Raw genomic sequence first — 25,625 nt, 5'->3', positions numbered from 1 at the left:
TTTCTCCTTTTTCTATGATTTGAAAAAGGGTTTGGAACGAGAAAGGAGAAGTAAAGGAATAAAAGGAGGAATCCGAGTGGGATATGAATTGAAAACAAAGCAGAATGACCGCAGTGTGATTGAATTTATTGAAGAGGTGGAATCAGAGAAGAAGAAAGAAGATGCCTACCGTCTCCTCGATATCTTCACAGAAACCAGCGGATATGAAGCAAAGATGTGGGGAACAAGCATCATTGGTTTCGGATCTTATCATTATAAGTACCCGACAGGCCATGAAGGGGATGCGCCGCTCGTCGGTTTTTCTCCCCGGAAGGTACGTCACAGTCTTTATTTCGCCACAGGAGATGAAAAAAGAGCCGAGCTGCTTGAACAGTTGGGAAAGCATAAATCAGGAAAAGCCTGCGTGTACGTCAATAAGCTGGAGGATATCGACACGGATGTGCTGAAGGAGCTCATCCGGCAATCGATCACGTTCCTGAAACAGACGTATCCCGATGCCTAAAAAGCGCCTCTCCCAATGAAAGGGAGAGGCGCTTTTTCTATTGCTGCTTATTGTTGAACAGTTCCAGGAAGGCGTGATACATCTCCGTTCCTTGAACCGTAAATAATGACAAGGCTGTTAAGGAAAACATGCCGATCATAATCATTCGAAACCAGAACATCATGGGGTCCCCCTTTACTTTTTTGAAGTTGGTTCATCAAAAAGTAAAGGATGATAAGTAACTGGATTGATAAAAAACAGTGGTCAGCCAGGCGGCCCTGCTCGTATCCCGTACAAACACCATAACGGAAATCGGATGAATCTGGAGATCCGCCCGGGCAGCTCCGAAGGAAAGGCCTGCGTCCATGGCCGGAGGCTCCTCTTCAAAGGAAGGGCCTTCCGCCGTTACTGTCTGGCTTTCCTGAATATCTGCTTTTACGGGCATGTGGGACAATTCCGGATGGGTAAGCAGGAGACACAGGGCCGCCATCCATACCAGGAGGAACAACGGTTGTTTCTTATTCAAGAAAGCCCTCCTTTCCGTTTCAGGATAATCCTATTATATAAAAGACGTGTTTATGTGCAACTGTTCTGCTTATTCCTGAAGCTGATCGAGGCTCTCGTTCATATCTTCGGCTTCCGTTCGATAGTAAAAGTAGAATCCGGTCCAGATGCCGGCATAAATCATGAGAAACACCGCTGTGAAAATAAGAAAGCTTCCTATGTTCAACGAGAGCCAGCCGGCGTAAACCGCCAGCGGGAAATAGCCGGTGGTGACCGTAATAAAATGAAGAAGCGTCTGTTGGAGCAGACTGAGCGGCTGGATTTCAAAGTACAGGGGACTGACGGCAAACAACCAGCCGGCAGCCATGGAGGCCAGGGAATTTTTAACGAAGGTACCGCTGTCGAGCGTCGGGGTGTCTCCGAAAAAGATCAGGGCATAAACGATGATCGTGGACAAGAAGGCTCCGAAGAATATCCCACCTGCACTTCTGATTAGAAATGTTTTCATCTGCTGTCCCTCCTGTTCATATTCAGCATCTCCTTGATTCTCCCCACATAGTGCCTGGATGCGTATTCCTTTTCTCCTGATTTGAAATACACGCAGAGGGTGCCGTTAAAAGAAGGTTCAAAACGGCTCATTTCATAGATATTGGCGAGAACGGACTTGGAGATCCTGACAAACCGCTGGGAGGGAAGAGAGCGTTCCAATTCATAGAGCTTGTCCTTAACCTTGAAGGAGGATTCTTTCGTATAGGCGAACACCGCCTCATCTTCCGTGCGGAAAAACTGAATATGCTCGGGCTTTAAAATGTGCTGGCTTTCCCCGCTCTTCCCGACAACAAAGGTCTGCTTTTTTTCGTGGAGGAAATCGAGGATCTCCTTCACAGAGTCATCCACCTGACTGCAGTGGATCGTAATGCTCGTTTCCGGATGGTTTTCATCCACATCAATCTTCACTTTCATGGCTCACCAATCCCTCCTGACGTTTTGGGTCTGATTTCAGTATACGCGTGGTTTCCCCCGCCTGTAACCATCATACGGGCGAACCGCTGTTTTGAGAAGGTGAGGGGCGGATAGGAAACCGTGACATGCAAAAAGGCCCGCTAGGAGCGGACCGGACTTTGTATGTACTGCCAGCCCAGCAGAGCCATTTCCAGGGCCATGCGCTGCTCGGAGCGGAGAAAGTGAGAGCCGAGGATTTCTTCCAGCTTCTGTATTCTATGGTAGAGGGTCTGCCGGACGATGAAAAGACGCTCAGCGGTATCCTTTTTTGATCCATAGCTTTCCAGATAGGCCCGGAGTGTCAAAAGAAGTTCCGTATCATGAGCTTCATCATAGGCCAGCACATCCCCGAGTGTGTCTTGAATGAAAGATTCCAGGGCGCCCCGTTTATCGTCTTCAATAATGAGCCGCCACGGATGGAGTTTCTCATAAAACGGCATCTCCAGTTGAAAGGCGGCTTGAATGTGATCAGCTTCCTGTGCACACCGCATGGCAGGGGGGATTTCTGATAGATTTGTAAACAAAGGTCCGCAGCTGATGGTATGATACATACTGCCCGCTTTTTCCTTCATCCTTTTTAAGGACCTGGCCAGACGCTCCGAAACCTGTTCCCTGCGTTCGTCCAGAAGCAGGAGAACCAGTTCGTCACGGTTCTGCACGGTGAGCGGATGAAAGCCTTCCTTTTGAAAGAAAGATTGGAATATATCCCGCTGGTAGGGGATGCTGTCATCGTATCCGGTCAAAAGACAAGGGAAGCCCCGGGCTTCTCTGCTTCCTATGGTTTTTTCGAGATAGGGAAGCGCTTCTTTGTCAGTCATCGTGCCTTCCAGCCAGCGGCCGGACCAGCTTTCCTGACGGGGCATAAGCCTTGAGGACTGAAGGATCAGCTGGTTGATATCTTTGGAGATATCGATAAACCGGACTTCTTTGTCAAACACGAGAACGGGGAGGTCATGGTCATCTGCCAGCTGCAGGAGCGGGGGTGGAAGATGGTTAATGTAATCGCCAAGTTCTATACAGAGACAGGTGACTTTTTTTTCGATAAGCTGTTCAAGGAAGGAACGGGCATGCTGCAGTTCCTTCCCCCATCCGATCCCTGTCGTCATGACACATTCGCTGCCGTGGAGCAGGTGTTTCACTTTCGTCAATTCAAGGATGTGTGCCCAGGAAACAGCCTTTTGGAGACCACCGCGGCCGGCCAGAATGGACGCATGCTGGAACGGGGGGCGTTTCAACATATCGTGAACCGTAAACATCATCGTGGACATAGAAAAATCAGCCTCCTGTATGTTTTTACATCATGTACATGGGTTGATGCTGAGAATTGTCCTGATGTCTAATGTGCATCGTCTCATTCCATGCTAGGATTAATCATAATCTTTTAATTCAAATATATCTGAAAATTACGGATCGGAAAAGGTTTCTCTGACGAAATAGGATGTAGGTAATAGATAAAGGAGGATGTATATGAAACAAAAAAAACCCTTCGAGGATGACCCGCGGTACCGGGTGGCAGACAGGGAAGCGCTGATCGGCGCTGGCCTTGTCATCGTCAACTTTCTCATGTGGTTCGGCTCTGCGTACGGGCTGGGCTCAAAGCCGGTATCCGAATACAATTACATTTTCGGCCTGCCGGACTGGTTCTTTTACAGCTGTGTCGTCACGACTGTTGTCATCACTCTTCTCGTTATTCTGGCTGTGAAGTATTTTTATAAGGAAGTTCCGCTGGATGAGGAGGATGAATCATGAACTGGGCAGTAGTCATACCTCTGCTGTTTTTTCTCGTTATTATTTTCTGTATCGGCTTTTATGCTTCGAATCATTTGAAGACGACCTCTAATTTCCTGCAGGAATATTTCCTTGGCAGCCGGCAGCTGGGCGGATTTATTCTTGCCATGACAATGATTGCTACATACGGCAGCGCGAGCAGCTTTATCGGTGGTCCGGGGGTCGCCTATACGATGGGACTCGGATGGGTGCTGCTTTCCATGACCCAGCTTGCGACAGGGTATTTCGTCTTGTCGGTGCTTGGAAAGAAATTCGCTATCATGGCCAGGAAGATCAAAGCTGTCACACTGATCGATTTTTTGAAAGAACGCTATCAGAATAAGTGGGTCGTCATTTTATCGGCGCTCAGCATTATTTTGTTTCTGTTTTCAGCTATGGCGGCCCAGTGGGTGGGCGGTGCACGGCTGATTGAATCGCTGACAGGGCTTTCCTACACAGCAGCCTTATTCATTTTTGCCGTTTCGGTACTTGTCTACGTCATTATCGGAGGCTTCCGGGCGGTGGCGATTACCGATACCGTCCAGGGGGTCGTCATGTTTTTCGGAACCCTCGTCATTCTGATTGGGACCATCATTGCAGGAGGAGGAATCGGACCCATCATGTCCGACCTGGCAGCGGAGAACCCGAACCTGATTTCGCCGTACGGTGCTGACCAGTCCCTCACACCACTCTATGTATCTTCCTTCTGGATCCTGGTAGGCGTAGGTGTCGTCGGTCTGCCACAGGTGGCTGTCCGTGCGATGTCTTATAAAAGTTCAAAAGGGTTGCACCGCGCATTGTTGATTGGAACCATTGTCGTAGGTTTCATTATGCTCGGCATGCACTTGACGGGGGTATTTGCCCGCTCCGTGCTTCCAGGCATAGAAGTTGGAGATACGGTCATGCCGAGAATTGCGATGGAAGTACTGCCGGCCTGGCTTGCTGGAATCGTTCTGGCCGCACCGATGGCGGCGATCATGTCAACGGTCGACTCCCTGCTGCTGCTGGTGAGTTCGGCTGTCGTCAAGGATGTGTATTTGAATTATGTGAAGCCGGAGGCAGACGACCGCACGATTAAGAAAATCAGTATCGGCGTCACGACCGTCATCGGTCTGCTCGTATTCGCCATGGCTGTCAATCCGCCCGAGCTGCTGATCTGGTTGAATTTATTCTCCTTCGGCGGTTTGGAGGCGGCCTTTATCTGGCCGGTGATCATGGGCTTGTATTGGAAAAAAGGCAATGCCGGCGGCGCGATGGCCTCGATCATTACAGGGGTCGGAAGCTATGTTTTATTTCATTCCTTCATGCCGAATGCTTTTGGAATGCATACGGTCGTTATGCCGGTACTATTGTCGTTCGCTGCTTATGTTCTTGTCAGTCTCATCACGATGAAACATCATGCCAAGGTTCAGGATGAAGTCATTACCAAACTATGGAGTGCATAGAGGAGTGGATGAAATGATCTTGATTGATGAAAAAGCACGTGTAGAGCGGGACACAAAAGAAGTCGTTGATTTGACGCAGGCGCTTGTCCGGATTCCAAGTGTCTACCGGCCGGGAGTGACGGATGGCAATGAAGAGAAGGCGGCTCATTATGCTGCTGCCTATTTAGAGCGTATGGGGCTTGAAGTTCACGTAGAGGAGGCAGCGCCGGGTCGTCCCAATGTCATCGGGATTTATGATACCGGAAAGCCGGGGAAAACTTTGTTGTTTGAAGGTCACACAGACGTTGTTACAGAAGGAGATCCTGCCCGCTGGACACATGATCCGTTCGGGGCTGATATCGTCGACGGGCGGATGTATGGCAGAGGCACCAATGACACGAAGGGCAACCTGGCCTGTGCCATCACGGCGGTCCACTCCTTGATTAAGGACAAAGAATCGCTGAATGGAAAGATCATCCTCTGCATCCCGTGTGATGAAGAAGGCATGATGATCGGTATCAAGCATTTTATTGATCAAGGCTGGGCCCGTGGTGTGGATGGAGCTGTCATTTGTGAACCGGAGGAAAACCAGCTTTGTACCGCTCAAAAAGGGGCAATGAGGATCCAGATTGATGCCTTCGGCCGGCAGGCGCATGGAGCGATGCCGCTCACAGGCTTAAACCCGAATACGAGGATGGCAAAAATCATTGTCGCTCTGGACGAGCTGGATCAGAGAGAAAAGGAAAGAACCGGCAGACATGAGCTGCTTGGGTGGCCGAGCATTACGCCGACGATTCTCCAGGCCCCGGTATTTGGAGAGCCCCAGATCAATGTTGTGCCAGAACAGTGCAGGACGACCCTGGATATCCGTACGATTCCAGGCCAGGATCATGAGATTTTAAAGCAGGATATTCAGCAGATTCTCGACCGGACGATGGAAGGGGATCCCGGGTTCCATGCAGTAATGGAGGTCCTGGAGGAACGCCCATGGACGAAGACCGACCGGCAGGATCCTGTCGTGACCGCAGTGGCGGAAGCTTACAAAAAAGTGACAGGAAAAGAGCCGGTGTACAACGGCGTCCCCGGAGCCACAGATGGAACGTTTCTCCACCTTGCCGGCGTCCCGATTTTGACAACAGGGGGAGGAGACCGGGAAGTTCCCCATCAAGTGGATGAGTACATCGACATTTGTGATCTCGTTGAAACGACCCAGTTATACCGCCAGACGGCGCTTGAATTTCTTCAGGAGTCGAAAAAGTCATGAAGCTTGCAGTCATGGCGGGCGACGGCATAGGTCCGGAAGTGATGAATGAAGCGCTGAAAGTGTTGAATACCCTGTCTTCTCTCGATTCAGGCTTTCAGCTGGAAATGGAGGAACTACCGTGGAGCAGTGCCTATTATATGGAAACCGGACGGATGATGCCTGAAGGTGCCCTTGATTATTTACGGCATTTCGATGCGATTTTATTTGGAGCGATCGGAGACGCCCGGGTACCAGATGAAGTGACCATCTGGGACTTGATCATGCCGATCCGGAAGCAGTTTCAGCAGTACGTCAACGTACGCCCGGTCAAACAGCTGAAAGGGGTTGCCTCACCATTGGACACGAAAGCCCCGATTGATTTCGTCGTCTTCCGTGAGAATGCGGAAGGCGAATATTCCCACATGGGCGGCCGGATGTACGATCAGACGGATCAGGAGATGGCGGTACAGACGACGGTCATGACAAAGGCGGGGATTCGGAGGCTGAGCGACTATGGTTTTGCCTACGCGAGAAAGCATGGAAAGAAGACCGTAACAAGTGCCACGAAATCCAATGCCATCATTCATACGATGAAGCTCTGGGACGATGTTATCCGGGAAGTTGGACAGGAGTACCCGGATATTCAGCTGTCCTCTGTTTATATTGATGCCTTGGCGGCCTACTTTATTAACCGCCCGGAGTCTTTTGAGGTCGTGATTGCCTCCAATTTATTCGGCGATATATTAACAGATCTCGGGGCCGGACTTGTGGGCGGTCTCGGTTTATCACCTTCGGCCAATCTGAATCCGGAAGGCCGGTTTCCATCTATGTTTGAGCCGATCCATGGATCGGCTCCGGATATATCAGGCAAGGGCATGGCCAATCCCGTTGCCCAGATCTGGTCAGCGGCATTAATGCTGGAGCATAACGGACGTCCGGATTTGAGCGATATCGTGATGAATGGGATGGAGGCTGTCCTTGCGGAACAGGACGTACGCACACCCGACCTTGGTGGAAAATCAAGTACGGCAGATATGGGGGATGCCATCATCCGTGCCATCCATGCCCAGACATAAAGGGGGAGACTTAAGGTGAGAGTCAAAGATAGACATTTCATTGTAACCGGTGCTTCCGGAGGAATGGGACAGGCGGTCATTTCCAAATTGATGGACGAAGGGGCGTCTGTCACAGCTGTGGATCGGGTCCGTGGTCGGGACGCCGGAGATAGAGCCTTTCAGTTCGTTCAGGCGGATTTAACGAAGGAAGAAGATGTTCAACGCGTCGTGGATGCGGCGGCTGCCTATTCCGACCGCATCGACGGCGTTGTCAACGCTGCCGGGATGGCCCAGGCTGCTGCTCCTCTTGAAGAGGTGACGACGGAATTCTGGGATGCGATTATGAATGTCAATGCCAAAGCGGCCTTTCTCATGTGCCGGGCGGTTGTTCCTTATATGAAAGACCAGCAGGGCGGGGCCATTGTCAATATTGCATCGATCGCTGTGGAAAGGGCGAGGCCCGGGCTTAGTGCCTACATCGCTTCCAAAGGAGCGGTTACAGCGTTTTCGAAAGCGCTTGCCAGTGAGCTGGCTCCTGATGGCATCCGGGTCAATGTGATTCACCCCGGTCCATCCGATACCGGCATGCTAGGGGAATTTGTCCGGTCCGGCGGGAATATGGATGATACAAAGAGGGAGGTGTTTCAACAGTCTGTCCCGCTCGGGGAGCTGATTGACCCTGATGATATTGCCCATGCCGTCGTTTATTTGGTATCTGATGAAGCCCGCATGGCGACCGGCGCTGTTTTTTCTATTGATGGCGGCCGCGGATTATAAAGGGGGAAATGAATGTGCGCATACTTAAGAATTTAGTCAATGGCGTCTGGTCAGAGCCTTCTGCCGGTGAACGGATGGACATACATAATCCTTCCACCGGCGAAGTCATTGCTGACGCTCCTGCAAGCAGTGAAGAGGATGTGAACCTGGCCGTAACGGCAGCGAGGCGTGCTTTTGAATCAGGGGACTGGCCGTTGGTCAAACCCCATGAACGGGGACAAATGCTTCTCCGGGTGGCTGAGATGATCAGAGAAAATAAAGAGTCGCTTGCCCGTCTGGAAACGCTTGATACAGGAAAGCCGCTTTCCCAGGGAAGGGCTGATGTGGAAGCGGCGGCCCGCTATTTTGAGTTTTATGGAGGAGCGGCTGATAAAATACATGGAGAAACGATTCCCATCGAGCCGGGAGTGCTGGATTATACACTGAGGGAGCCTGTGGGCGTTACGGCTCACATCATCCCTTGGAATTACCCGCTGCAAGTGGCTTCGAGAAGCTGTGCGGCTGCTTTAGCTGCAGGTAATACGGTAGTCATGAAACCGGCGGAACAGACGCCTTTGACCGCCATAGAGCTCGGAATGATTATCCAGCAGGCAGGCTTCGTGGAAGGAGTCGTCAATATTGTCCTTGGAGAAGGTCACACCGCAGGGGCAGCTCTTGCTTCTCATTATGATATCAACCACATGACGTTCACTGGATCCGTGCCGACCGGGACGAAGGTAATGAAGGCGGCCGCTGAAAACATCGTCCCTGTGACCTTGGAGCTTGGAGGGAAATCGCCGAACATCGTATTTCCGGATGCACCGATGGACGATGCGGTCGAATGGGTGGTCAAATCGATCATTCAAAATGCCGGACAGACCTGTTCAGCTGGTTCCCGCCTGCTCGTTCATGCGGACTGCAAAGCTTCGTTCGTAGAGAAAGTCCTGGACCGGATGAACCATCTGAGCATCGGTCCAGGGGAAAGTGACCCGGATATCGGTCCGATATTATCCGAACAGCAGTGCCGGCGGATCGAGGACTTTATGAAGAAAGTGGAGGCAGATGGTGGGAAGTTTCTGCTTGGGGGGACACGCGCGCAGGTGGAGGAGGCTCCGGGAGGCTGCTATTTCAAGCCGACGATCATCGATGGCCTGAACCCTGAAAGCACGGTTGCCAGAGAAGAAGTCTTCGGCCCGGTCCTGTCTGTCTTTTCCTTTGAAGACGACGAGGAAGCGGTCAAACTGGCCAACAACACCGATTACGGCCTTGTAACGGGTATTTGGACGAAGGACGTGTCCCGCGCGCATAAAATCGCCGGACGAGTGAAGGCCGGGCAGATTTTCATTAATAATTACGGGGCCGGCGGAGGAATACAAATGCCGTTTGGAGGCTATCGTAAGAGCGGGTTCGGCAGAGAAAAAGGTCTGGAAGCATTAAGGAATTATACACAATTGAAAAATATCGCCTTGAAAATGTAGCGTATAGGGAAAGTCCCATGCACACAAGATAAAGGAAAAGACAGAGGAGGCCTATGCATGAAGGATGCACCCTTTCATTACGACGGCAGTGTTCCAGTCACCGAAGAATCCGGCCAGCCGGAGGACCTGATCATTCCTAAGGACATCAGCCGGCATTTGTCCGGCAATCCATATCTGCTCCCTGAACATCATTAATCCCATCAAGAACCCCGGCCGGGTTCTTTTTTCCATATATTACTGAGTAGTAAATTTCCTTCTTTGCTGCACACTAATGAGCATCAAAGAAGGAAAGGAACGATGAATGATGGCTGAAGTGCTGTATATTACCGCCCACCCTCATGACGAAACGGCTTCCTACAGCATGAGTGTCGGAAAAGCGTTTATCGAGCAGTATCAAATTGCAAATCCAGAGGATACCGTCACTCCTATCGATCTGTATAAGGAGTCGATTCCTCCTATCGATGCCGATATTTTCAGCGGCTGGGGGAAGCTGCAGTCCGGCGGGCAGCTGAGCTCCGATGAGGAAAGAAAAATATCGCGCCTGAAGGAACTGAGTGATCAGTTTATGAATGCCGATAAATATGTGTTTGTGACACCGATGTGGAACTTCTCTTTTCCGCCTGTGATGAAAGCGTACATTGATTCTGTGGCGGTGGCCGGGAAAGCCTTTCGGTATACGGAGGAAGGTCCTGTTGGTTTGTTGACGGATAAAAAAGCTTTTCATATCCAGTCGTGTGGAGGGATTTATTCGGAAGGTCCGGCCGCAGGGATGGAAATGGGGCACAGGTACATTAAAACGGTTATGCAGTTTTTCGGCGTTCCTTCGATTGAAGGGCTGTTTGTCGAAGGTCATGCGGCCATGCCTGACAAGGCGGCTGACATCAAGTCTACCGCGGAGGCAGAAGCCAGGGATGCCGCTGAAACGTTCTAAATGATTAAGATCCGCTGAGAAGGCGGGTCTTTTTTTGTGAACCATGACAGAACTCTGAACAGATCTTCAGTGTTCCGGAAGTAGATGCAGGACGCGGGCTGCTGAAGCTTGATTTCGGACTGGGGTGGGCCAAAGCCCAGTCGTTTGTGACAGGACAGACGACTGTCATGCAGTACCATCAGGGGCTTATGAAGTCGATTTTACAAGGGGAAGCCAATATCGCCAAGGCGGTCAATGCCACCGTCATTGGTCTAGGTGAAACTCCGCGCGGCTATGAAGAGTTTGATGGGGGAGCCGCTGAGAAATTCGTACTGGATCCCCATCATCTGATCTGTACTTAAAAATGAAAACGCATCCCTGATTGGAGAGGGATGCGTCAGTCTGTAGAAAAAGTTCGGCCTATCCAGTTAGAGTTGTTTGTATGTCATGGTGAGAGGGCACGCTCCGCTTATCGGTGGATGCTTGCCGCGGGCACGGCCTCAGCTAAATTGGTCAAGAAAACCATTTGACCAATTGGATCTTCGGCTCGCGCTGTTCCCGCAGGCGTCACCACCGAACACTCCTCGTGCCTATTCCTGTGGGAAGACAGCTTTATCCTATGATAAAAGAGAACGTTGAGTATCGCTCCTTCGCTGTTTCTAAAGAACAGGATAAGCTTCGTTACGGCCGCTTGCGTGTGGAAAATCCTATCCATGACCAAGTATGGGTGATCGCTCCTTTGGATTCATTAGAAAAAGGTTTCTCTACAAGCTGGCGCATCCCTCATTAGAGAGGGATGATTTTTTATGAGAGAGAAAAGATGGACATCTGTTCTGCAGCTGTCAGGTGCCGACTTTGCGGTACTCTTCCGCCATCGGAAGCTCTTTCCCCTGTGTGAATCCACTGATGATGACGACGAGGCCGATGTTGCAGATCAGACCGAGGATGCCTGGATTAATATCCAGCGGTGTGGTCGGCGCTACGAGCTGGAAATAATAGTTCACCACTGTCCCGGTAATCAACCCTGTAATGACCGCTGGTTCGGTCACCTTTTTTGAATAAAGGGCTCCGTACACCCCTGGTGCGAATTGAACAATGGACCCGTAGGCACCGAGCAGGAGGGCGATCAATCCCTGACCTCCAAAGACGGTGATGACATAGGCCAGTCCGCCGATGACAAAAACACCGATACGCATAATCAGCAGGGTCGTCCGGGAAGAAAGGTCGCGTTTAACGTTCTTCACAAACCCGTCGGTAAACTCGAGGGAAGCGCTGTGAGTGATGGCATCTGCCGTACTCATGGCTGCGGCCAGGGCGCCCGCCCCGACAAGGCCGTAGACCCAGCCCGGCAGGGTAAGAACCGTCGTGATCAGATAGGGAAGAATTTCGTCCGGTGATCCGATTTCGGACGGATCAATGACATTGACGGCTGAAAACCCGACAAATAATAATGGAATCAGGAACAAAGCGAACACAGGATAAACAAGTACGGTCTTCTTAATCGTCCGTGCTTTCGTGGCATAGGATTTAGAAAATAAATGCGGCCACATGAGGAAACCGATGGTGGAAACGAGAATGGTCGTCGTATAAGCCATCGCACTCATCGTTGAACCTTCAGCCCCGATTTGAAGGAATCCTGGAGCCGTTTCGGTCAAATTTCTGAACATATCAGGAACACTGCTGTGCAGCTGATTTACAATCGTCAAGCCGACCGTCCAGGAAATGACGATCATGAGGATCCCCTGGAAAACGTCCGACCAGGCCGCGGCCCGCAGACCGCCGGTCGCCACATAGACGACGACAATACCATAGGATAGCAAGGCCCCCAGCCAGAAAGGAATACGGCCCTCTGTCATTATGCTGAAAATATACGCCATGCCTTTCATCTGTGTGGCCAGGTACTGGATAGAGGCGAGCAGAGCGATGATGCCGATCATCATGGCCAGGATGCGGCTGGAATAACGCAGCTGCATGAAGCCCGCGACTGTATAAATGTTATGTTTTCGTCCGATCCGTCCGATTTTCGGACCGATAATATACCACGGTAAAATAGCAAAAGCGGTGTAGGTGATGATATAAAGGGCCGGGGCTCCTCTAGAAAAAGCCCACCCCGGGGCACCGAGGAAGGAGAAAGCACTGAAGACCGCTCCTCCCATTAAAAACCACATGACGAAAAGACCGAGGTTTCCTTTAGCTGTCGTGAATTCTTCCAGGGACTGCTTGTCCTGATTGCGGCCGGCAAGCACGCCGATCAATAAAGCGATCACGAGGTAAGCAATCATCATAATCATTGCAATCTGCCATTGAGCCATTTACTGGACCCCCTTTTCATCTTTGTCCGGATCCAGACGATAAAGAAATAATACAATGGCAAAGGTGATCAGGATCCAGAAGATCACCCAGAATACCGAAAAGGGGAGGCCCATGATGAAGGGGGTCTCCCGGTTCCCGATGGTGAAAAGCGGGAAAACCATCAACAGAAAAGGGATGCTTAATGAAAGGCAGTAGATTTTAATAAAGCGTTGTTTACTCAATAGACGTCCTCCTTTTGCAATGTATATACGGTTTTTCCATTCAGGATGGTGGTTTCCACCTGTATACCGGGAAGCTCGGAAACAGGACAATTCATAATGGAACGATCGAGGATAATAAAGTCGGCCGCTTTGCCTGGTTCCAACGTTCCTTTCCTGTGTTCTTCATGCGAAGCGTAAGCGCCGCCCCACGTGTAAGCACGGATCACCTCCTCAAGCGAAGACGCCTGGTTTGCTCCCAGGATCCGTCCGCTTTTACTGCGCCGGGTGACCGCCGCATACAGACCGTAAAAAGGATTAGGAGTGGTAATCGGACTGTCTGATCCAACGGCGTAAGGAATGTGATGGTCCGAATAGCTTTTTAACGGGAACATATGGCTGACGCGTCCGCCATAGTCGGTCTCATAGCCGTCACCGAACTCATAGAGAAAAGCCGGATTGGGCACGGGCACCGCCCCTGTTTGACGCATACGTTCAACAAGATCGGGAGGGGTGATTCCGGCATGTTCGATCCGGTGGCGGGAGTTGGCTGCTGACTTTTGATCGAGCGCTCGCTCAATCGTGTGCAGCATCATATCAACTGCTTCATCTCCCATGGCGTGCGCGGTGATCTGCCAGCCGTGCTCATGGGCCTGTAGAAGCGGTTCGTCCAGCTGGTGCTGCCGTAAGTATAATATCCCTCTGTCTTCCGGGCTGCTGTCATAAGGCTCCCTCGTGCGGCAGGTGGGTCCGCTGCTGCTGCCATCGATGAAAAGTTTTGCCGGTCCGATCCTGAACCAGTCATCCCCAAGACCTGTTGAAATGCCGCTTTCCAGTCCCGCGTGAACCATTTCCGGAGCGTCGGACAGGGAACCGTACAAAGCATAAACACGCTGCATCACGATGCCCTTCTGGACGGCCTGCTGTAAATAGCGGATATGCTTCGTCCCATAACCCCCGGCATCATGAACACTCGTAATGCCGTAGGATAAGAAGTCCTGAGAAGCAAGCGCCAGTCCTTTCATTATGTCTTCTTCACTGTAATCGGCGTGCTGGAAGACGGTCATATGGGCGGCCTCAAACAGCAGGCCACTTAACTGTCCGTTTATTTTGTGATAAGCCCCGCCCGGCGGATCTGGAGTGGACGCCACGATTCCTGCCATCTCCAGGGCTTTACTATTTACGCAGGAGATATGTCCACACGTCCGGACGACAATGACGGGGTGGGAGGTGGACACTTTGTCTAAGTCCCACCTCGTTAGATGACGGCCTTCAGCCAGTTCATTTTGATTGTACCCCCAGCCCCGCACCCAGCAGCCTTCAGGAGTTTCCACAGCCCTTTCTTTTAATGCCTTCAGCACTTCGGGGATCGACCGGGGTTGTTTGCAGTCGACACCGAGAATGTTCGTGCCGTACAGTTCAAGGTGGGCATGGGCGTCAATAAAGCCGGGCATGAGCGTCCGGCCTTCAAGATCGACCACCTCGGTATCGGCTCCGGCGGCTTTCATGACTTCGTCGTTCGTTCCCGTCTGGAGGATGCTCTCCTCCTGGACTGCCAGTGCCTCATACACATGAAACTGTTCGTCAGCTGTGATAATTTCTCCATTTATAAAAATTTTGTCTGCCTCCATACGCTCCACCTTTCTACGCTCCGGCAATTTCCACTGCGGTGTGATAAAGCAGCTCCACACCTTTCTGTAAATCTTCCATCTCCGCATATTCCAATGGGTTATGGCTGATCCCTTTTTCGCAGCGGACAAAGATCATGCCGTAATCACTGATATAGGACATGAACAGGGCGTCGTGAAATGGACCGCTCATGAGGGTGGGCGATTGATAGCCGAGCTTTTCATCGTGTTTCTTCATAATCTCTTTAATCCAGTCCGCACAGTAGCGGGGATCACTTTTGGTATCTTCTGTTATAGAGTAGTCGAGGTTGTATTCTTTACTTGTTTCCTCAATGATCTGATAGAGTTTCTTCTCCAGACGGTTTCTTGCGTCCAGGTCGATATCCCTTAAGTCAACGGTGAACTCGACCTTTTCGGCTATGATGTTTCTGGAGTTCGGGAAATTCTGGATGCTTCCGACTGTTCCGACGGTATTCGGTGTTCCTTCCCTTCGGACAAGCTCATTGAATTCTTTGGTTATGATGGCAGCCCCGAGCATCGCATCCTGTCGTAAATGCATCGGCACAGATCCAGCATGGCCGGCGAAGCCTTCCAGAGTCACCGTAAGCCAGATCGGTCCGGAGATGGCTGACACGATGCCTACTGGCTTATCTTTTGATTCAAGGACAGGGCCCTGTTCAATGTGAAGCTCTAAAAAGGCTTCTATATCCCCTGGCTTGTAAACGGGACTTTCCGACAAATCCGGTTCGACACCGAACTCCCTTAAAGCCTCGAGACGGGTCATACCGTTTTTATCTTTCCGAAGAAGCTCTTTCTCTTCCAGCTGTCCAATCACTCCACGTACACCAAATACCCCTTTATTGAACCGGGAGCCTTCTTCATCCGCAAAGCAGATGACCTCAATCGTACGGACCGGTTTGACATTTTGTTCTTTCATTGTATGTACAACTTCAATCGCACCAAGGGCCCCGGCGGTTCCATCAAAGCGCCCTCCATACGGCTGGGAATCAATATGGGACCCCATCATGAGAATTGGCTGATCGGGTTCTGTCCCCTCCACACGACCGATCAGATTGCCGAATCCATCGACCCTGGTCGTCAGCCCGGCTTCTTCCATCCATCCTTGTACGACATCAACGGCTCTCCGGTCATCCTTGGAGTGGGCGAGCCGGTTGACCCCCGTTTCTCCAATTTTCCCTATCTCCGCAAGTGTCATGAGATGGTCTTTATACCTGTCCTGATTGATCTGCAACAATCATCGCCTCCTTTGTTTTTATCACTATATCAACATCTGAATTGTCTGACAATTAACATAATGTAAAACGATGTTGGATAATGGTGGAAGGTGTGACGAATCTTTATAGAGGAAAGCAGGCGGGGAACGTCCAGTACATGAAAAAACCCTCCGACAGTGCCGGAGGGGGTGATTTTAAAAGGTCAGCGTTTCACCGTCTTCAGGGACGTGAAAAGTGGGGGAACCGCTCATATAGGATTTCAATTCGTCCCTTGTTAACAGGCAGTGGTTCAAGGATTCCATGTGGACGGCAACCATCTCGGATTCTGGTGCGGCCTCGGAAACTGCTTTGACATCTTCTTTCGTCATGGTAATCGGCCCGCCCTCTAAAAATTGAGCTGCGCCGGCGTTTACCACGATGACCTCGGGGCGGAAGGATGCCAGTGTCTGTTCGATTTCTTCATACCAGACGGTGTCCCCGGCGATGTAAAGACTTTTTTCGCCTTCCGCTTCAAAGAGGAGACCGGATACTTTTCCAGTCATAGCGGTCATTTCCTCCGAACCGTGACGACCCGGGGTGCGGGTAATCCGGATACCGTCTATATCCACACCATTTTGGAATGAATGAACATGGGTGAAACCGGCTTTCTGCACAGCTTCCACATCTTCCTCATTTTGAGCATACAAGGCCGTCTCTTTTGAGAGCACTGCTTTCGCATCCTCGTCAAAATGGTCCGGATGAAGGTGGGTGATGAAAACAGCATCTGCCTCTGCCAGATGTTCAGGATCGACGGGCAGTGGAGCGGTCGGGTTTCTCAGGTTCTGGTTGGGTGTATTGGGAAAAGGCGGCATCGCTCCTTGGGGCGCCAGGAATGGATCAATCAGAAAGGTTCTGCCTCCATAGTTCAACTGCAGGGTTGCGTTTCGAATAAGCTTAATTTTCATAAGAGCTTCCTCCTTTTATCTGTGTTGTAAATAGCGTACTATGAAGGGAAAAAGGAATACACAGCTTCTATCAAGAGTTTTCCTCAAAAAAGTTGAATGATGAAAGGACTGCTGAGGTTATGGACAAAACCGATGGAAAAATTATAGATGAACTGAAGAAAGATGGAAGGATGACGATGAAGGAACTGGGCGCACGTGTCCATCTTACGGGACAGGCCGCTGCGACGAGGGTGCTGAAATTAGAAGAAGAAGGGCTGATTGATTCGTATACGATCCGTGTGAATGAACAAAAGCTGGGGTATCCTGTCCACTGCTTTTTGAACATCTATACCGACAGCCTGAATCACCAGCCCTATTTTGATTTTCTTGAGAAAAGTAAATCCTATGTCAGGAATAACTATAAAATCAGCGGTGAAGGATGCTATTTACTGGAGTGCCGCTTTCCTGACAATGAGGTGCTTGATGAATGGCTTATGGAGCTGAACCAAAAGGTGGGCTATAAATTATCGATTGTCATCCGTAGGTAGAGGAGCATTCGATGGAGAACCCCCTTTCTTTCAACTCCCTGCAGACAAGAAGGAGGAAGTCTCGATCCAGTCCCATCTCCGCGGCCTGACGGTAGGTCAGCAGGAGAAGGGGGTCCGACAAGGTTTTGATGGACGAAGCGTTCAGGTGAACGAAGCGTTTTTTGTGATCATCATTGTCTTTCATGGGACGCGGGGGGGTTTTACTCATAGTTCTGCCTCCTGAGCGGAGCCGGTTGCACTACTCACTCCCTGTGGTTCAAGTGCCCACATTAAAAACCACAGTTCATCGTGTCTCGTTTATTTTGTTTTGATACGTATACCCTCTTATAGACAAGTGGAAACAGCCGGGAGGAAAAGCTGGATGAATCCTTTATGTCGTTTGTTATAATCGCTTTTACTTACTCCATTATTACCACAAAATGGCTTATTTTTTAATAGGTAAAAAGCCTCTAATGGTACGGAGGTGTGTATATTTTGTACACCCTGTTTTACAAAGTGATGACAATATTCATAGACAAATCTGCCGAAAGGGGTCGATAATAGAATAAAGGGTTGGAAGTCGGGAAAGAGGGATGAGGTTGTTTGTGATTATTCAGGAGTTTTTTATTAATATCTGCATCGTAATTGCCCTTGTATTTATGTACCTGCAGTTTCGATGGACAAAACTGCTGCCTGCGGTTTCAAAACAGAGCAGTCAGTGGATCGACGGTCTGGCTGGAGGGATTCTTGGTATCGTTCTGATGTACTTTTCCATACAGGTGACAGAGCAGACCATCATCGACCTGCGACACCTCCCGGTTATTCTTATCCTTTTATACATCGGGGTGCAGCCAGCCCTTTTGAGTGCTGTGATTATTGCTTCCGGCCGGCTGTTGTATGGAATCAATCCTTCCTCCATGGCCGCCATCGCCTTAATGGTCTTATTGTTTATCGGTTATTTGTGGGTGTATCGGAAGCTGCATCACAGGGAAAGCCCTCTCAAATCTTCCTTTCAAATGCTGCTTTGGTCCAACGTCGTCTTCTCATTCATCATTTCGATGTTGGTCAGAGACTGGGAAACCCTGCAGTTTATTATTCCGATTTACTGGCTGATTTCTTTCATCGGAGGGATGCTGGCTTCCTATCTCGTTCATTATCTGCGGAGGTCTCATTACCTTTTCAAGAAATATGAAGAGCAGTCTTCGATTGATTTTTTAACGGGTTTATATAATGTAAGGGAGTTTGATCGTCTCTGGAACTACAGCGTGAAAAACGCAGTGGAAAAAGAGGAAGCGTTGAGCCTTCTTGCTATTGACATTGATTTCTTTAAGCACGTCAATGATACCTATGGACATGCGGCGGGGGATGAAGTGCTCAGGCAGCTCGGGAAGATCTTAAATGATATAACCCGCTCCTTCGATATCGTATCCAGAAATGGCGGCGAGGAATTTACGGTCATTCTCCTGGACTGCAGCAATGAATCAGGCAGGTCAAAAGCAGAAAAAATCAGGCAGACAGTGGAAAAGCATGCGTTTTCACTCCCGGACGGAAGAAAGATTTCAATTACGGTCTCCATCGGAGTCAGTACATACCCTGATCAAGTGACTTCGGCCGGAGAACTATTGGAAAAAGCGGATGAATTATTGTATGAGGCAAAACATTCGGGGAGAAATAAAGTCATATCCGCATGAAAAAGGATGCCCGGGTCACGGGCATCCTTTTTATTTGGTTATCTCCTCTAAACGATTCAACAGTACATTTTAGTCCGGACACTTTCGATCTTTTCATTCAGGTTTGACAGAAAAGTTGGTTTCATTATAAGACACCTGCCATCAGACCATCCATTATAATGGATGGTCTTTTGATAGTGGCAGATTATACAGAAGGTAACAAAACCTTAAAAATGTTCCGTTTTCTGCAGCTGCTTTTTGTCAGCCTTATAGATCAGCCAAAGGGCGGCAAGCATAAGGATGAAGGCAGTGATCCGCTCCCCGTCGAGCGGGATCTGCAATCCTCCGAACCAGCCGAAATGGTCGATCAGCATCCCGGCACCGAGCTGGCCGATAATGGTGGCAATGTTGGTGGCGATCACACCGATTTTCGGAACAGCGAGAACGGTCAGGAACAAGTAGCCGACCCCGAACCATACAGCGCTCAGCTGCCAGGTGGGAGCCTCCAGAATTTTCATAACGTCGCCGGTGCCGAAGAAAAGGACGAGCAGAGCAAGCATGAGTGCTCCTGTTATAAAAGTGAAAAAGGTCGTTTCATACGTACCGGCTTTTCTGCTTAAAGCTCCGTTAATTGAGCTTTGCGAACTGAGCAGGGTACCTCCTGCAACAGAGGCTGCGATAATTAATAAGCCCATAAGAATCCTCCTTTAATAAATGAGAAACAGTGAAATGGTCATCAGGACGACAGCAAAAATCTTTTCTTTTGGAACGGGGACGGCACGACTGCCAAGCCAGCCTCTCGATTCAATCAGCAGACTCATAAGAAGCTGTCCGACAATGACACTGATCATGGCGGCACCTACGCCGACCACAGGGATGGCGAAGATCAATATGGTTAAATAAATGATACCCAGCAGTCCGCCGCTCATCTGCCACCGGGGCGCCTCGATCGTAGCTGCCATCTTTCCTTTACCAAAAAAGAGCACAATAAGTCCGAGAATGATGGATCCGGCGGCGAAATTATAAAAGCTGCTTTCAAGCTTTCCGATGGTCTGCCCCAGTTCTCCATAGACAGCTCCTTCGATACTGAGGGAAATGCCTGCCATTAGCGCGATTAAATAAATCCACAACTTCATATGGAATATTCCTCCTTTATTTATATATCTATATATCTAAAATTATCGATATATAGGGGATAAAAAAAGAGCTCAAAGCTCTCTTTTTATAAATTCAGCGACTTCCTTTACGGTTTCCTCACGTCTGCGATAGTAGGTCCATTTCCCGTGGCGTTCGGATTCCAGCAGTCCGGCATGCTGCATCATCGCCAGGTAATGGGAGACCGTCGATTGGGAGAGGGCCGCTTTTTCCTGAATGTCCCCGACACAGACGCCGCCTTTTTCATTAATGTTTTTAGATAGATGGGCGGTTGGCTTGTCGAAATGTTTTTCAGGTTCTTTCAACCACATAAGCATGTCCAATCTTGTCTGGTTGGCTAATACTTTAAAGATATCAATGTAGTTTTTCATAGGGCTATATTAATCGATGATTTTCGATATGTCAACGAGAGCGGCTTTCTATGTCCTGTGCTTTTCATAGAGGGGAGGCATGTTTCTATAGCTCCTACATAACCTACTAGTAACAAGACATTGACGAGGGGGTTCAAACATGGGATTCACGTACGGAAAAACAGAGCTGATCCATGAACTGCAGGAACTTTTTGCAAGGCATAACGTCCGTTCCGTAGAGGTGAAAGAACCGGGCACTTTATTTTTAGTAGAGGCAGATGGGTCGCTTTCCATCGGGGTGAGAGCAGCGATTACATCGTTCGAAGAGCAGCCGGGAGCTAAAGGAAGCCGGTTTAAAGTGATCCAGGGGAAGAAAAAAACCTGAACCCAGCTTGAAGGGGTTCAGGTTTCTTTTTATTTGGCTTTTTTCCAATAGGCTGCTTCTTTACTTGAACGTAATGGTGGGAATGTATCACCGCTGCTGAGTTCGATATGTTTTTCATCCTCAGTGACATCATTATTTTTACGGCCGTAGACTAAACCATCGAATTCATAAGTACCTTTTTCCGGTGCTTTTTCGCCTGTCTTGTAACGATCTGCCATGCTTATACATCCTTTCCCATTTATTGTTTTCTTGTGCGCACATAAGCTCTATAGCCGGCCGTTCCAGTCGTTAAACCTGTTTGGATAAATTTGGTTCTATGGTCGGATACGCCGCCTGAAATTCATTATGATTGACAGATACAGCGAAGACGATTAACATGATGATTGTTATATAGTATGTATAGCAACATTATGAATTCAAACTAAAAAGGCGGAAAGCCTGAATATATGCTGGAGGGATTTTTCATGACAAAAGTATTGTTTGTTAAAGCGAATTCTAGACCTATTGAACAATCCGTAAGTGTGAAGCTGTACCACACGTTTCTGGATCATTATAAAAAGAATCATCCGGATCACGAAATAGAAGAACTTGATCTGTTTGAAGAGAATCTCGGGTACTACAACACCGACAAAATCAATGGGATGTTCAAACTGTCTCAAGGTATGGAGCTGACTCCGGACGAAGAGGCAGCGACGAAGACAGTTAATGGATATTTGAACCAGTTCCTTGAAGCGGATAAAGTTGTCTTTGCTTTCCCGCTTTGGAATTTCACGATACCAGCGGTTCTTCATACGTACTTTGATTACCTGGCTCAGGCGGGGAAAACGTTCCGCTATACGGCGGAAGGCCCTGTCGGACTGCTTCCTGATAAGAAAGTGGCCGTGTTGAACGCCCGCGGTGGTGTCTATTCCGAAGGACCGGCGCAATCGGCAGAAATGGCGGTCAATTACGTGGAAAACATTCTGAGCTTCTGGGGCATTTCAGATATTACGACGCTCGTCATTGAAGGGCATAACCAATTCCCGGACAAGGCGGAAAGCATTATTGAAGAAGGGCTGGAGAAAGCAGAAAAAGTGGCTGTCTCCTTTTAATTCTTCCACGCATCCCATAAATTGGGGTGCGTTTTTTTAAGCATAATGGTTGCTAAAGATGAGGATAACCTCTAATCTTAGCGTAGACTTTTTAAAAGGGAGGGTACACCATGAATATCCAGAAAGGAATTCATATCAGCGGCATTCTTCAGTTGAATGAATTTAAGCAGTGCCACGCTTTTCATTTTAAACGGATGAAGATATGGACGCTGTTCAGCACATTGGTGCTGTTTACCATTTTGTTTTATGGATCCGTAGAAGGAACCTGGTGGCAGAAGGGACTGGTCTCTATGGGATATGCCTTGATCCCGGCTGCTTTTGTCTTCCTGATCATGATGTTTGTCCTCCATCTCCGCTCTACAGGTGTTTACAAAGCTGATTATTATGCCAAAAATGCATGGACCTATACGATTGATGATAAAGGGATTACCGAAAAGATTAAAAAACAGAGCCACTGCTATTTATGGAAAGAAATTGCGACGTTGAATGAAGTGTCCACGATGTTTGTTCTTTATACAAAGGATAAGCAGACCATCATTCTGCCGAAGCGCTATTTCGCTTCCGAAGAACAACAGCAGGAGTTTAAGGAACTCGCGGCTCATCATCTCAGCAAGCAGCCCTATAAACGCTGGATTCCAGCTTCTACGTAAACGCAGAGCCTTTGCTCTGCGTTTTTTTATGGTAATGGATGGCCTGCTTGTTGGAAGACGTGCAGAGGGTGGGACATCTGTATACATTCGAGGGATATTCCGTAAGCTCCTGGTTCCTGTGCTAAACTGGAGAAAGCAGGAAAACAGGGAGGAGTTGAAAGAGATGGAGGAAATCCGCAACATTTATTGTGTCGGACGTAATTATCGAAAGCATGCCGAAGAGCTTGGCAATCAGGTGCCGTCCGAACCGCTCATTTTCATGAAGCCGACGCACGCATTACATAAAGCAGAAGGTGGTTTACCACTTCCATTTGAGCAGGGAGCGATCCACTTTGAAGGGGAGCTTGTTGTAAAAATGAGGGAGGATTATCATCCAGATAAGCCGCTGGACGCTATGATCGGAGGAATGGCCTTCGGCATCGATTTCACAGCGAGGGATGTACAGTCGAAGCTCAAGGAAAAAGGGCATCCATGGACGATGGCTAAGGGGTTTCCAGGTTCGGCTGTACTCAGCCGGTTTGTTCCTTTCCCGGGAGAAGAGGCTTTCAGGAAGGTGACATTTACGCTTTATAAAAATGAAGAGCTCCTGCAGAAAGGACAGCCGGACAAGATGATTTTCCCTCTCCGTGATCTTGTTGATGTGATCGGCAGCCGTCTCGGACTCAGCAGGGGAGACATCATTTTCACAGGAACACCCGAAGGAGTAGGGCCTGTCGGGCATGGGGATGTTTTCACATTTGAGATGGAGTCGGGCGGTCAATCGTATAGCTTCGGGCCTCTTCATATCCAGTAAAGAAAGTGGAGAAAAGGTACAGGTCTTTTCTTGGAGCTGTCCCTTTTTATGTAGATACATGTTCTGCTTATCGATGGATGCCTCACGCAGGCGTCACCACCGAACGCTCCTCGTGATCACGATAGGTTACAGGGGGAAAAGCGACCCTGTTTTGCTTTACGCGGGGTTGTTTTTATATGGACCAAAGGAGGGGGAATGGCAATCCCTTGTATACAAAAGGAATCTCTTGGACATGTTCTAGTATGGGAAACAAGAAGAAAATGGAACGATTAAAAAAGCTGCCGATCAATGATCCGGCAGCCTGGAAAGCGGAGCTGTCAGGCTCCGCTTTTTGTTATTCATGAATGGAAGCTGTTTTCCTGTCCAATCCCTCAGTCGCATTGGATCGTGTTCAGTTTCTCCGTCAGCTTCATATTTTCGCCGTAATCGACAGGACAGTCAATGAATACGGGCTTGTTTAAGGAAATGGCATGCTCAAGGGTTTCTGTCAGAGCCTCCCCTTTCTCGACGCGTAGAGATTCAAAACCGAACGCCTCTGCCAACTTGGAGAAATCAGGGTTTCCGAAACCGATATGGGACGTTCGTTCAAATTTTTTCTTCTGGTGCCATTCAATCAGTCCGTATCCTTCATCGCGCCACAACAGAATGATGATAGGGAGCTGAAGTCTTACTGCTGTCTCCATTTCTGCTTCTGTCATCAAGAGGGCGCCATCACCGCACACAGCTACTACTGTTTTGTCCGGATGAGCCAGCTTCGCACCGACAGCACCGGGGACGGATACCCCCATGGAAGCAAGTCCGTTGGAGATGAGACACGTGTTCGGAAGAGCGGCCGGATAGAGTCTGGACATCCACATTTTGTGTGCGCCCACATCGGAGATAACGATGTCCTCATCGTTCAATGTCCGGCGCAGATCGGAGATGATTTTCTGCGGCTTCAAAGGAAAGGAGTCATCCTCGTTATGAGCGTTCATATCTTCAAGCATCTGACTGCGGACATTCTCCGCCCAGGAAAGATCCCGCTTTTGTCTTGAGATAGACGTATTCAACTGGGCGAGGTTTTCCCGGATGTTTCCAACAACATTGACCTTGACCGGATAGTGGGAATCGATTTCAGCCGTGTCCGTATCGATATGAAGGACAGGGGTGCGGCCGGAAGGGTTCCAGCTTTCCGGGGGCGTTTCTGCCATATCAAAGCCGATGGTGATGATCAAATCCGCTTTACTGAATCCACACGTAATGTAATCCGTGCCGCTTCCTGCTGCGAAAAGGTTGTGCTCATGCTTCCAGGAGAGCGCTCCTTTTCCCATGAAGGAATGCACAACCGGAATAGAGGCTTTTTCGGTCAACTCCTGGAGTTCTTCAGAGGCTTCTGCTCTGGTGACTCCATTTCCGGCTAAGATGAGTGGAAAGTGTGCTTCATTTACAGCTTCCGCTGCTTCCTGGATCACGGATGTTTCTGCTGTCGGCAGAGTGGAGCGGCTGATGGGCAGCGGAGCCCCCTCTACTTCGCTTTCAGCGATATCCTCGGGCAGATCGATGTGTGTAGCTCCCGGCTTTTCCTCCGATGCCAGCTTGTATGCTTTTCTGACAGCCTCCGGAATCATTTCACCCGTTTTGAGCTGGGCATTCCATTTGGTTACAGGTTCATAAATATCGACTAGGTCATAGTACTGATGGGACTCTTTATGCTGACGGTCAAGGCCGGCCTGACCGGTAATCGCGATCAACGGGCAATGGTCCATATTCGCGTTGGCAACACCTGTCAGAAGATTGGTAGCGCCGGGTCCGAGGGTGGCGAGGCAGACCCCGGGCTTCCCTGTCAGGCGTCCATACGTGCTGGCCATAAAAGCGGCGCTTGTTTCATGACGGGCGGTGACGAATTGGATGGACGAATCCAAAACAGCATCCATCACATCGATATTTTCTTCACCCGGCACACCGAACATGTACTCGACTCCTTCATTTTCCAAACATTGTATCAGTAGTTGAGCTGCATTCATTGTCCTATTCCTCCTGTCCTGGTTATCTTGTGTAAACGTTCCCTGTGAGCAGAAAATCAAACAGGATCTGGGATTGAATTCCAAT

Annotated in this window: 31 protein-coding genes, 1 pseudogene and 1 riboswitch; of the genes and pseudogenes, 16 read left to right on the top strand and 16 right to left on the bottom strand. The window is 49.4% G+C overall.

Going from position 1 to position 25,625, the window contains the following annotated elements:
* Positions 1-76 precede the first annotated feature (76 nt).
* On the top strand, positions 77-502 hold the full coding sequence (locus GLV97_RS13445) for a DUF1801 domain-containing protein (protein WP_160889864.1): 426 nt from the start codon (positions 77-79) through the stop codon (positions 500-502).
* 37 nt (positions 503-539) lie between these two features.
* On the opposite strand, the gene GLV97_RS20165 is transcribed toward GLV97_RS13445, so the two are convergent.
* From GLV97_RS20165 to GLV97_RS13425, 5 genes are all read right to left on the bottom strand, one after another.
* Complete coding sequence (locus GLV97_RS20165; protein WP_263620923.1) at positions 540-662, bottom strand: hypothetical protein; 123 nt, start codon at positions 660-662, stop codon at positions 540-542.
* Between the two features lie 36 nt (positions 663-698).
* Positions 699-1,007 (bottom strand): hypothetical protein, encoded by a 309-nt coding sequence (locus GLV97_RS13440; RefSeq protein ID WP_160889863.1) that lies wholly within the window; start codon positions 1,005-1,007, stop codon positions 699-701.
* Between the two features lie 69 nt (positions 1,008-1,076).
* Positions 1,077-1,493, bottom strand: coding sequence for a DUF3021 domain-containing protein (locus GLV97_RS13435; RefSeq protein WP_160841588.1), 417 nt, complete (start codon positions 1,491-1,493; stop codon positions 1,077-1,079).
* A complete protein-coding gene (locus GLV97_RS13430; RefSeq protein ID WP_160835002.1) occupies positions 1,490-1,948 on the bottom strand; it encodes a LytTR family DNA-binding domain-containing protein in 459 nt (152 codons plus the stop codon). The genes GLV97_RS13435 and GLV97_RS13430 overlap by 4 nt, the downstream gene beginning before the upstream one ends.
* A gap of 140 nt (positions 1,949-2,088) precedes the next feature.
* Entirely contained in the window at positions 2,089-3,255 is a 1,167-nt protein-coding gene (locus tag GLV97_RS13425; protein WP_160841587.1) for a PucR family transcriptional regulator, read from the bottom strand.
* Between the two features lie 199 nt (positions 3,256-3,454).
* On the opposite strand from GLV97_RS13425, the gene GLV97_RS13420 reads away from it, so the two are divergent.
* The 9 genes and pseudogenes from GLV97_RS13420 to GLV97_RS13380 all read left to right on the top strand — a co-directional run.
* Positions 3,455-3,736 carry a YhdT family protein gene (locus GLV97_RS13420; protein WP_160835004.1) on the top strand — a complete coding sequence of 94 codons (282 nt, stop codon included), beginning with the start codon at positions 3,455-3,457 and terminating at the stop codon, positions 3,734-3,736.
* Positions 3,733-5,199 (top strand): sodium/pantothenate symporter, encoded by a 1,467-nt coding sequence (gene panF, locus GLV97_RS13415; RefSeq protein WP_160889862.1) that lies wholly within the window; start codon positions 3,733-3,735, stop codon positions 5,197-5,199. Before GLV97_RS13420 ends, panF begins: the two co-directional genes overlap by 4 nt.
* 13 nt (positions 5,200-5,212) lie before the next feature.
* Entirely contained in the window at positions 5,213-6,442 is a 1,230-nt protein-coding gene (locus GLV97_RS13410; RefSeq protein WP_160889861.1) for a M20 family metallopeptidase, read from the top strand.
* Positions 6,439-7,497 carry a tartrate dehydrogenase gene (locus GLV97_RS13405; RefSeq protein WP_160889860.1) on the top strand — a complete coding sequence of 353 codons (1,059 nt, stop codon included), beginning with the start codon at positions 6,439-6,441 and terminating at the stop codon, positions 7,495-7,497. The genes GLV97_RS13410 and GLV97_RS13405 overlap by 4 nt, the downstream gene beginning before the upstream one ends.
* Before the next feature lie 15 nt (positions 7,498-7,512).
* On the top strand, positions 7,513-8,253 hold the full coding sequence (locus tag GLV97_RS13400) for a glucose 1-dehydrogenase (protein ID WP_160889859.1): 741 nt from the start codon (positions 7,513-7,515) through the stop codon (positions 8,251-8,253).
* Between the two features lie 8 nt (positions 8,254-8,261).
* Complete coding sequence (locus GLV97_RS13395; RefSeq protein WP_160835009.1) at positions 8,262-9,710, top strand: aldehyde dehydrogenase family protein; 1,449 nt, start codon at positions 8,262-8,264, stop codon at positions 9,708-9,710.
* A gap of 57 nt (positions 9,711-9,767) precedes the next feature.
* The gene (locus GLV97_RS13390) at positions 9,768-9,905 is read left to right on the top strand and encodes a hypothetical protein (protein WP_160841581.1); all 138 of its coding nucleotides are present in this window, start codon (positions 9,768-9,770) and stop codon (positions 9,903-9,905) included.
* 109 nt (positions 9,906-10,014) lie between these two features.
* Positions 10,015-10,641 carry an FMN-dependent NADH-azoreductase gene (locus tag GLV97_RS13385; RefSeq protein ID WP_160841580.1) on the top strand — a complete coding sequence of 209 codons (627 nt, stop codon included), beginning with the start codon at positions 10,015-10,017 and terminating at the stop codon, positions 10,639-10,641.
* Between the two features lie 77 nt (positions 10,642-10,718).
* Positions 10,719-10,982 (top strand): annotated as a pseudogene (locus GLV97_RS13380) (formaldehyde dehydrogenase, glutathione-independent); the annotation flags it as partial.
* Positions 10,983-11,462: 480 nt separating this feature from the next.
* On the opposite strand, the gene GLV97_RS13375 reads toward GLV97_RS13380, so the two are convergent.
* The 5 genes from GLV97_RS13375 to GLV97_RS13355 all read right to left on the bottom strand — a co-directional run bounded on the left by GLV97_RS13375 (position 11,463) and on the right by GLV97_RS13355 (position 16,937).
* Entirely contained in the window at positions 11,463-12,932 is a 1,470-nt protein-coding gene (locus GLV97_RS13375; RefSeq protein WP_160889858.1) for a sodium:solute symporter family protein, read from the bottom strand.
* Positions 12,933-13,154, bottom strand: a complete 222-nt coding sequence (locus tag GLV97_RS13370) for a DUF3311 domain-containing protein (RefSeq protein ID WP_160835014.1) — start codon at positions 13,152-13,154, stop codon at positions 12,933-12,935.
* Positions 13,151-14,761, bottom strand: coding sequence for an amidohydrolase (locus GLV97_RS13365; protein WP_160889857.1), 1,611 nt, complete (start codon positions 14,759-14,761; stop codon positions 13,151-13,153). Before GLV97_RS13365 ends, GLV97_RS13370 begins: the two co-directional genes overlap by 4 nt.
* Positions 14,762-14,774: 13 nt before the next feature.
* The gene (locus GLV97_RS13360; RefSeq protein ID WP_160889856.1) at positions 14,775-16,010 is read right to left on the bottom strand and encodes a M20 family metallo-hydrolase; all 1,236 of its coding nucleotides are present in this window, start codon (positions 16,008-16,010) and stop codon (positions 14,775-14,777) included.
* 177 nt (positions 16,011-16,187) lie between these two features.
* Complete coding sequence (locus tag GLV97_RS13355) at positions 16,188-16,937, bottom strand: MBL fold metallo-hydrolase (RefSeq protein WP_160889855.1); 750 nt, start codon at positions 16,935-16,937, stop codon at positions 16,188-16,190.
* Positions 16,938-17,056: 119 nt separating this feature from the next.
* On the opposite strand from GLV97_RS13355, the gene GLV97_RS13350 reads away from it, so the two are divergent.
* A complete protein-coding gene (locus tag GLV97_RS13350) occupies positions 17,057-17,464 on the top strand; it encodes an Lrp/AsnC family transcriptional regulator (protein ID WP_160889854.1) in 408 nt (135 codons plus the stop codon).
* On the opposite strand, the gene sda is transcribed toward GLV97_RS13350, so the two are convergent.
* Positions 17,451-17,672, bottom strand: coding sequence for a sporulation histidine kinase inhibitor Sda (sda, locus tag GLV97_RS13345; protein ID WP_160841576.1), 222 nt, complete (start codon positions 17,670-17,672; stop codon positions 17,451-17,453). The genes GLV97_RS13350 and sda overlap by 14 nt on opposite strands.
* Positions 17,673-17,682: 10 nt before the next feature.
* Positions 17,683-17,766: riboswitch (cyclic di-GMP riboswitch) on the bottom strand.
* Between the two features lie 282 nt (positions 17,767-18,048).
* Here sda and GLV97_RS13340 point away from each other — a divergent pair.
* Positions 18,049-19,134 carry a diguanylate cyclase gene (locus tag GLV97_RS13340; protein WP_337194110.1) on the top strand — a complete coding sequence of 362 codons (1,086 nt, stop codon included), beginning with the start codon at positions 18,049-18,051 and terminating at the stop codon, positions 19,132-19,134.
* Between the two features lie 206 nt (positions 19,135-19,340).
* On the opposite strand, the gene GLV97_RS13335 is transcribed toward GLV97_RS13340, so the two are convergent.
* The 3 genes from GLV97_RS13335 to GLV97_RS13325 all read right to left on the bottom strand — a co-directional run bounded on the left by GLV97_RS13335 (position 19,341) and on the right by GLV97_RS13325 (position 20,639).
* On the bottom strand, positions 19,341-19,808 hold the full coding sequence (locus GLV97_RS13335) for a DMT family transporter (RefSeq protein WP_160841574.1): 468 nt from the start codon (positions 19,806-19,808) through the stop codon (positions 19,341-19,343).
* Positions 19,809-19,820: 12 nt separating this feature from the next.
* Entirely contained in the window at positions 19,821-20,249 is a 429-nt protein-coding gene (locus GLV97_RS13330) for a DMT family transporter (protein WP_160889853.1), read from the bottom strand.
* Positions 20,250-20,321: 72 nt separating this feature from the next.
* Positions 20,322-20,639, bottom strand: coding sequence for an ArsR/SmtB family transcription factor (locus GLV97_RS13325; protein WP_160889852.1), 318 nt, complete (start codon positions 20,637-20,639; stop codon positions 20,322-20,324).
* A 139-nt stretch (positions 20,640-20,778) separates the two neighbouring features.
* Between GLV97_RS13325 and GLV97_RS13320 the strand changes: the two genes are divergently transcribed.
* Positions 20,779-21,003 (top strand): hypothetical protein, encoded by a 225-nt coding sequence (locus GLV97_RS13320; RefSeq protein WP_160835024.1) that lies wholly within the window; start codon positions 20,779-20,781, stop codon positions 21,001-21,003.
* A gap of 29 nt (positions 21,004-21,032) precedes the next feature.
* On the opposite strand, the gene GLV97_RS13315 is transcribed toward GLV97_RS13320, so the two are convergent.
* Positions 21,033-21,221 (bottom strand): YjzC family protein, encoded by a 189-nt coding sequence (locus tag GLV97_RS13315; RefSeq protein WP_160889851.1) that lies wholly within the window; start codon positions 21,219-21,221, stop codon positions 21,033-21,035.
* A 246-nt stretch (positions 21,222-21,467) separates the two neighbouring features.
* Here GLV97_RS13315 and GLV97_RS13310 point away from each other — a divergent pair, with 246 nt between their 5' ends.
* The 3 genes from GLV97_RS13310 (at position 21,468) to GLV97_RS13300 (ending at position 23,537) form a co-directional block, all read left to right on the top strand.
* Entirely contained in the window at positions 21,468-22,094 is a 627-nt protein-coding gene (locus GLV97_RS13310) for an FMN-dependent NADH-azoreductase (RefSeq protein WP_160835026.1), read from the top strand.
* Between the two features lie 110 nt (positions 22,095-22,204).
* Positions 22,205-22,744: a YcxB family protein gene (locus tag GLV97_RS13305; RefSeq protein ID WP_160835027.1), complete on the top strand. Its 540-nt coding sequence runs from the start codon at positions 22,205-22,207 to the stop codon at positions 22,742-22,744.
* A gap of 163 nt (positions 22,745-22,907) precedes the next feature.
* Complete coding sequence (locus tag GLV97_RS13300; protein WP_160841571.1) at positions 22,908-23,537, top strand: fumarylacetoacetate hydrolase family protein; 630 nt, start codon at positions 22,908-22,910, stop codon at positions 23,535-23,537.
* Between the two features lie 371 nt (positions 23,538-23,908).
* Here the strand turns inward: GLV97_RS13300 and GLV97_RS13295 are convergent, their stop codons facing one another.
* Complete coding sequence (locus GLV97_RS13295; RefSeq protein WP_160841570.1) at positions 23,909-25,540, bottom strand: acetolactate synthase large subunit; 1,632 nt, start codon at positions 25,538-25,540, stop codon at positions 23,909-23,911.
* Between the last annotated feature and the right edge of the window lie 85 nt (positions 25,541-25,625).

It is taken from the genome of Halobacillus litoralis, from assembly GCF_009856355.1.
GTDB lineage: Bacteria > Bacillota > Bacilli > Bacillales > Halobacillaceae > Halobacillus > Halobacillus litoralis_B.
This window is presented reverse-complemented; position numbering and strand designations above follow the sequence as displayed.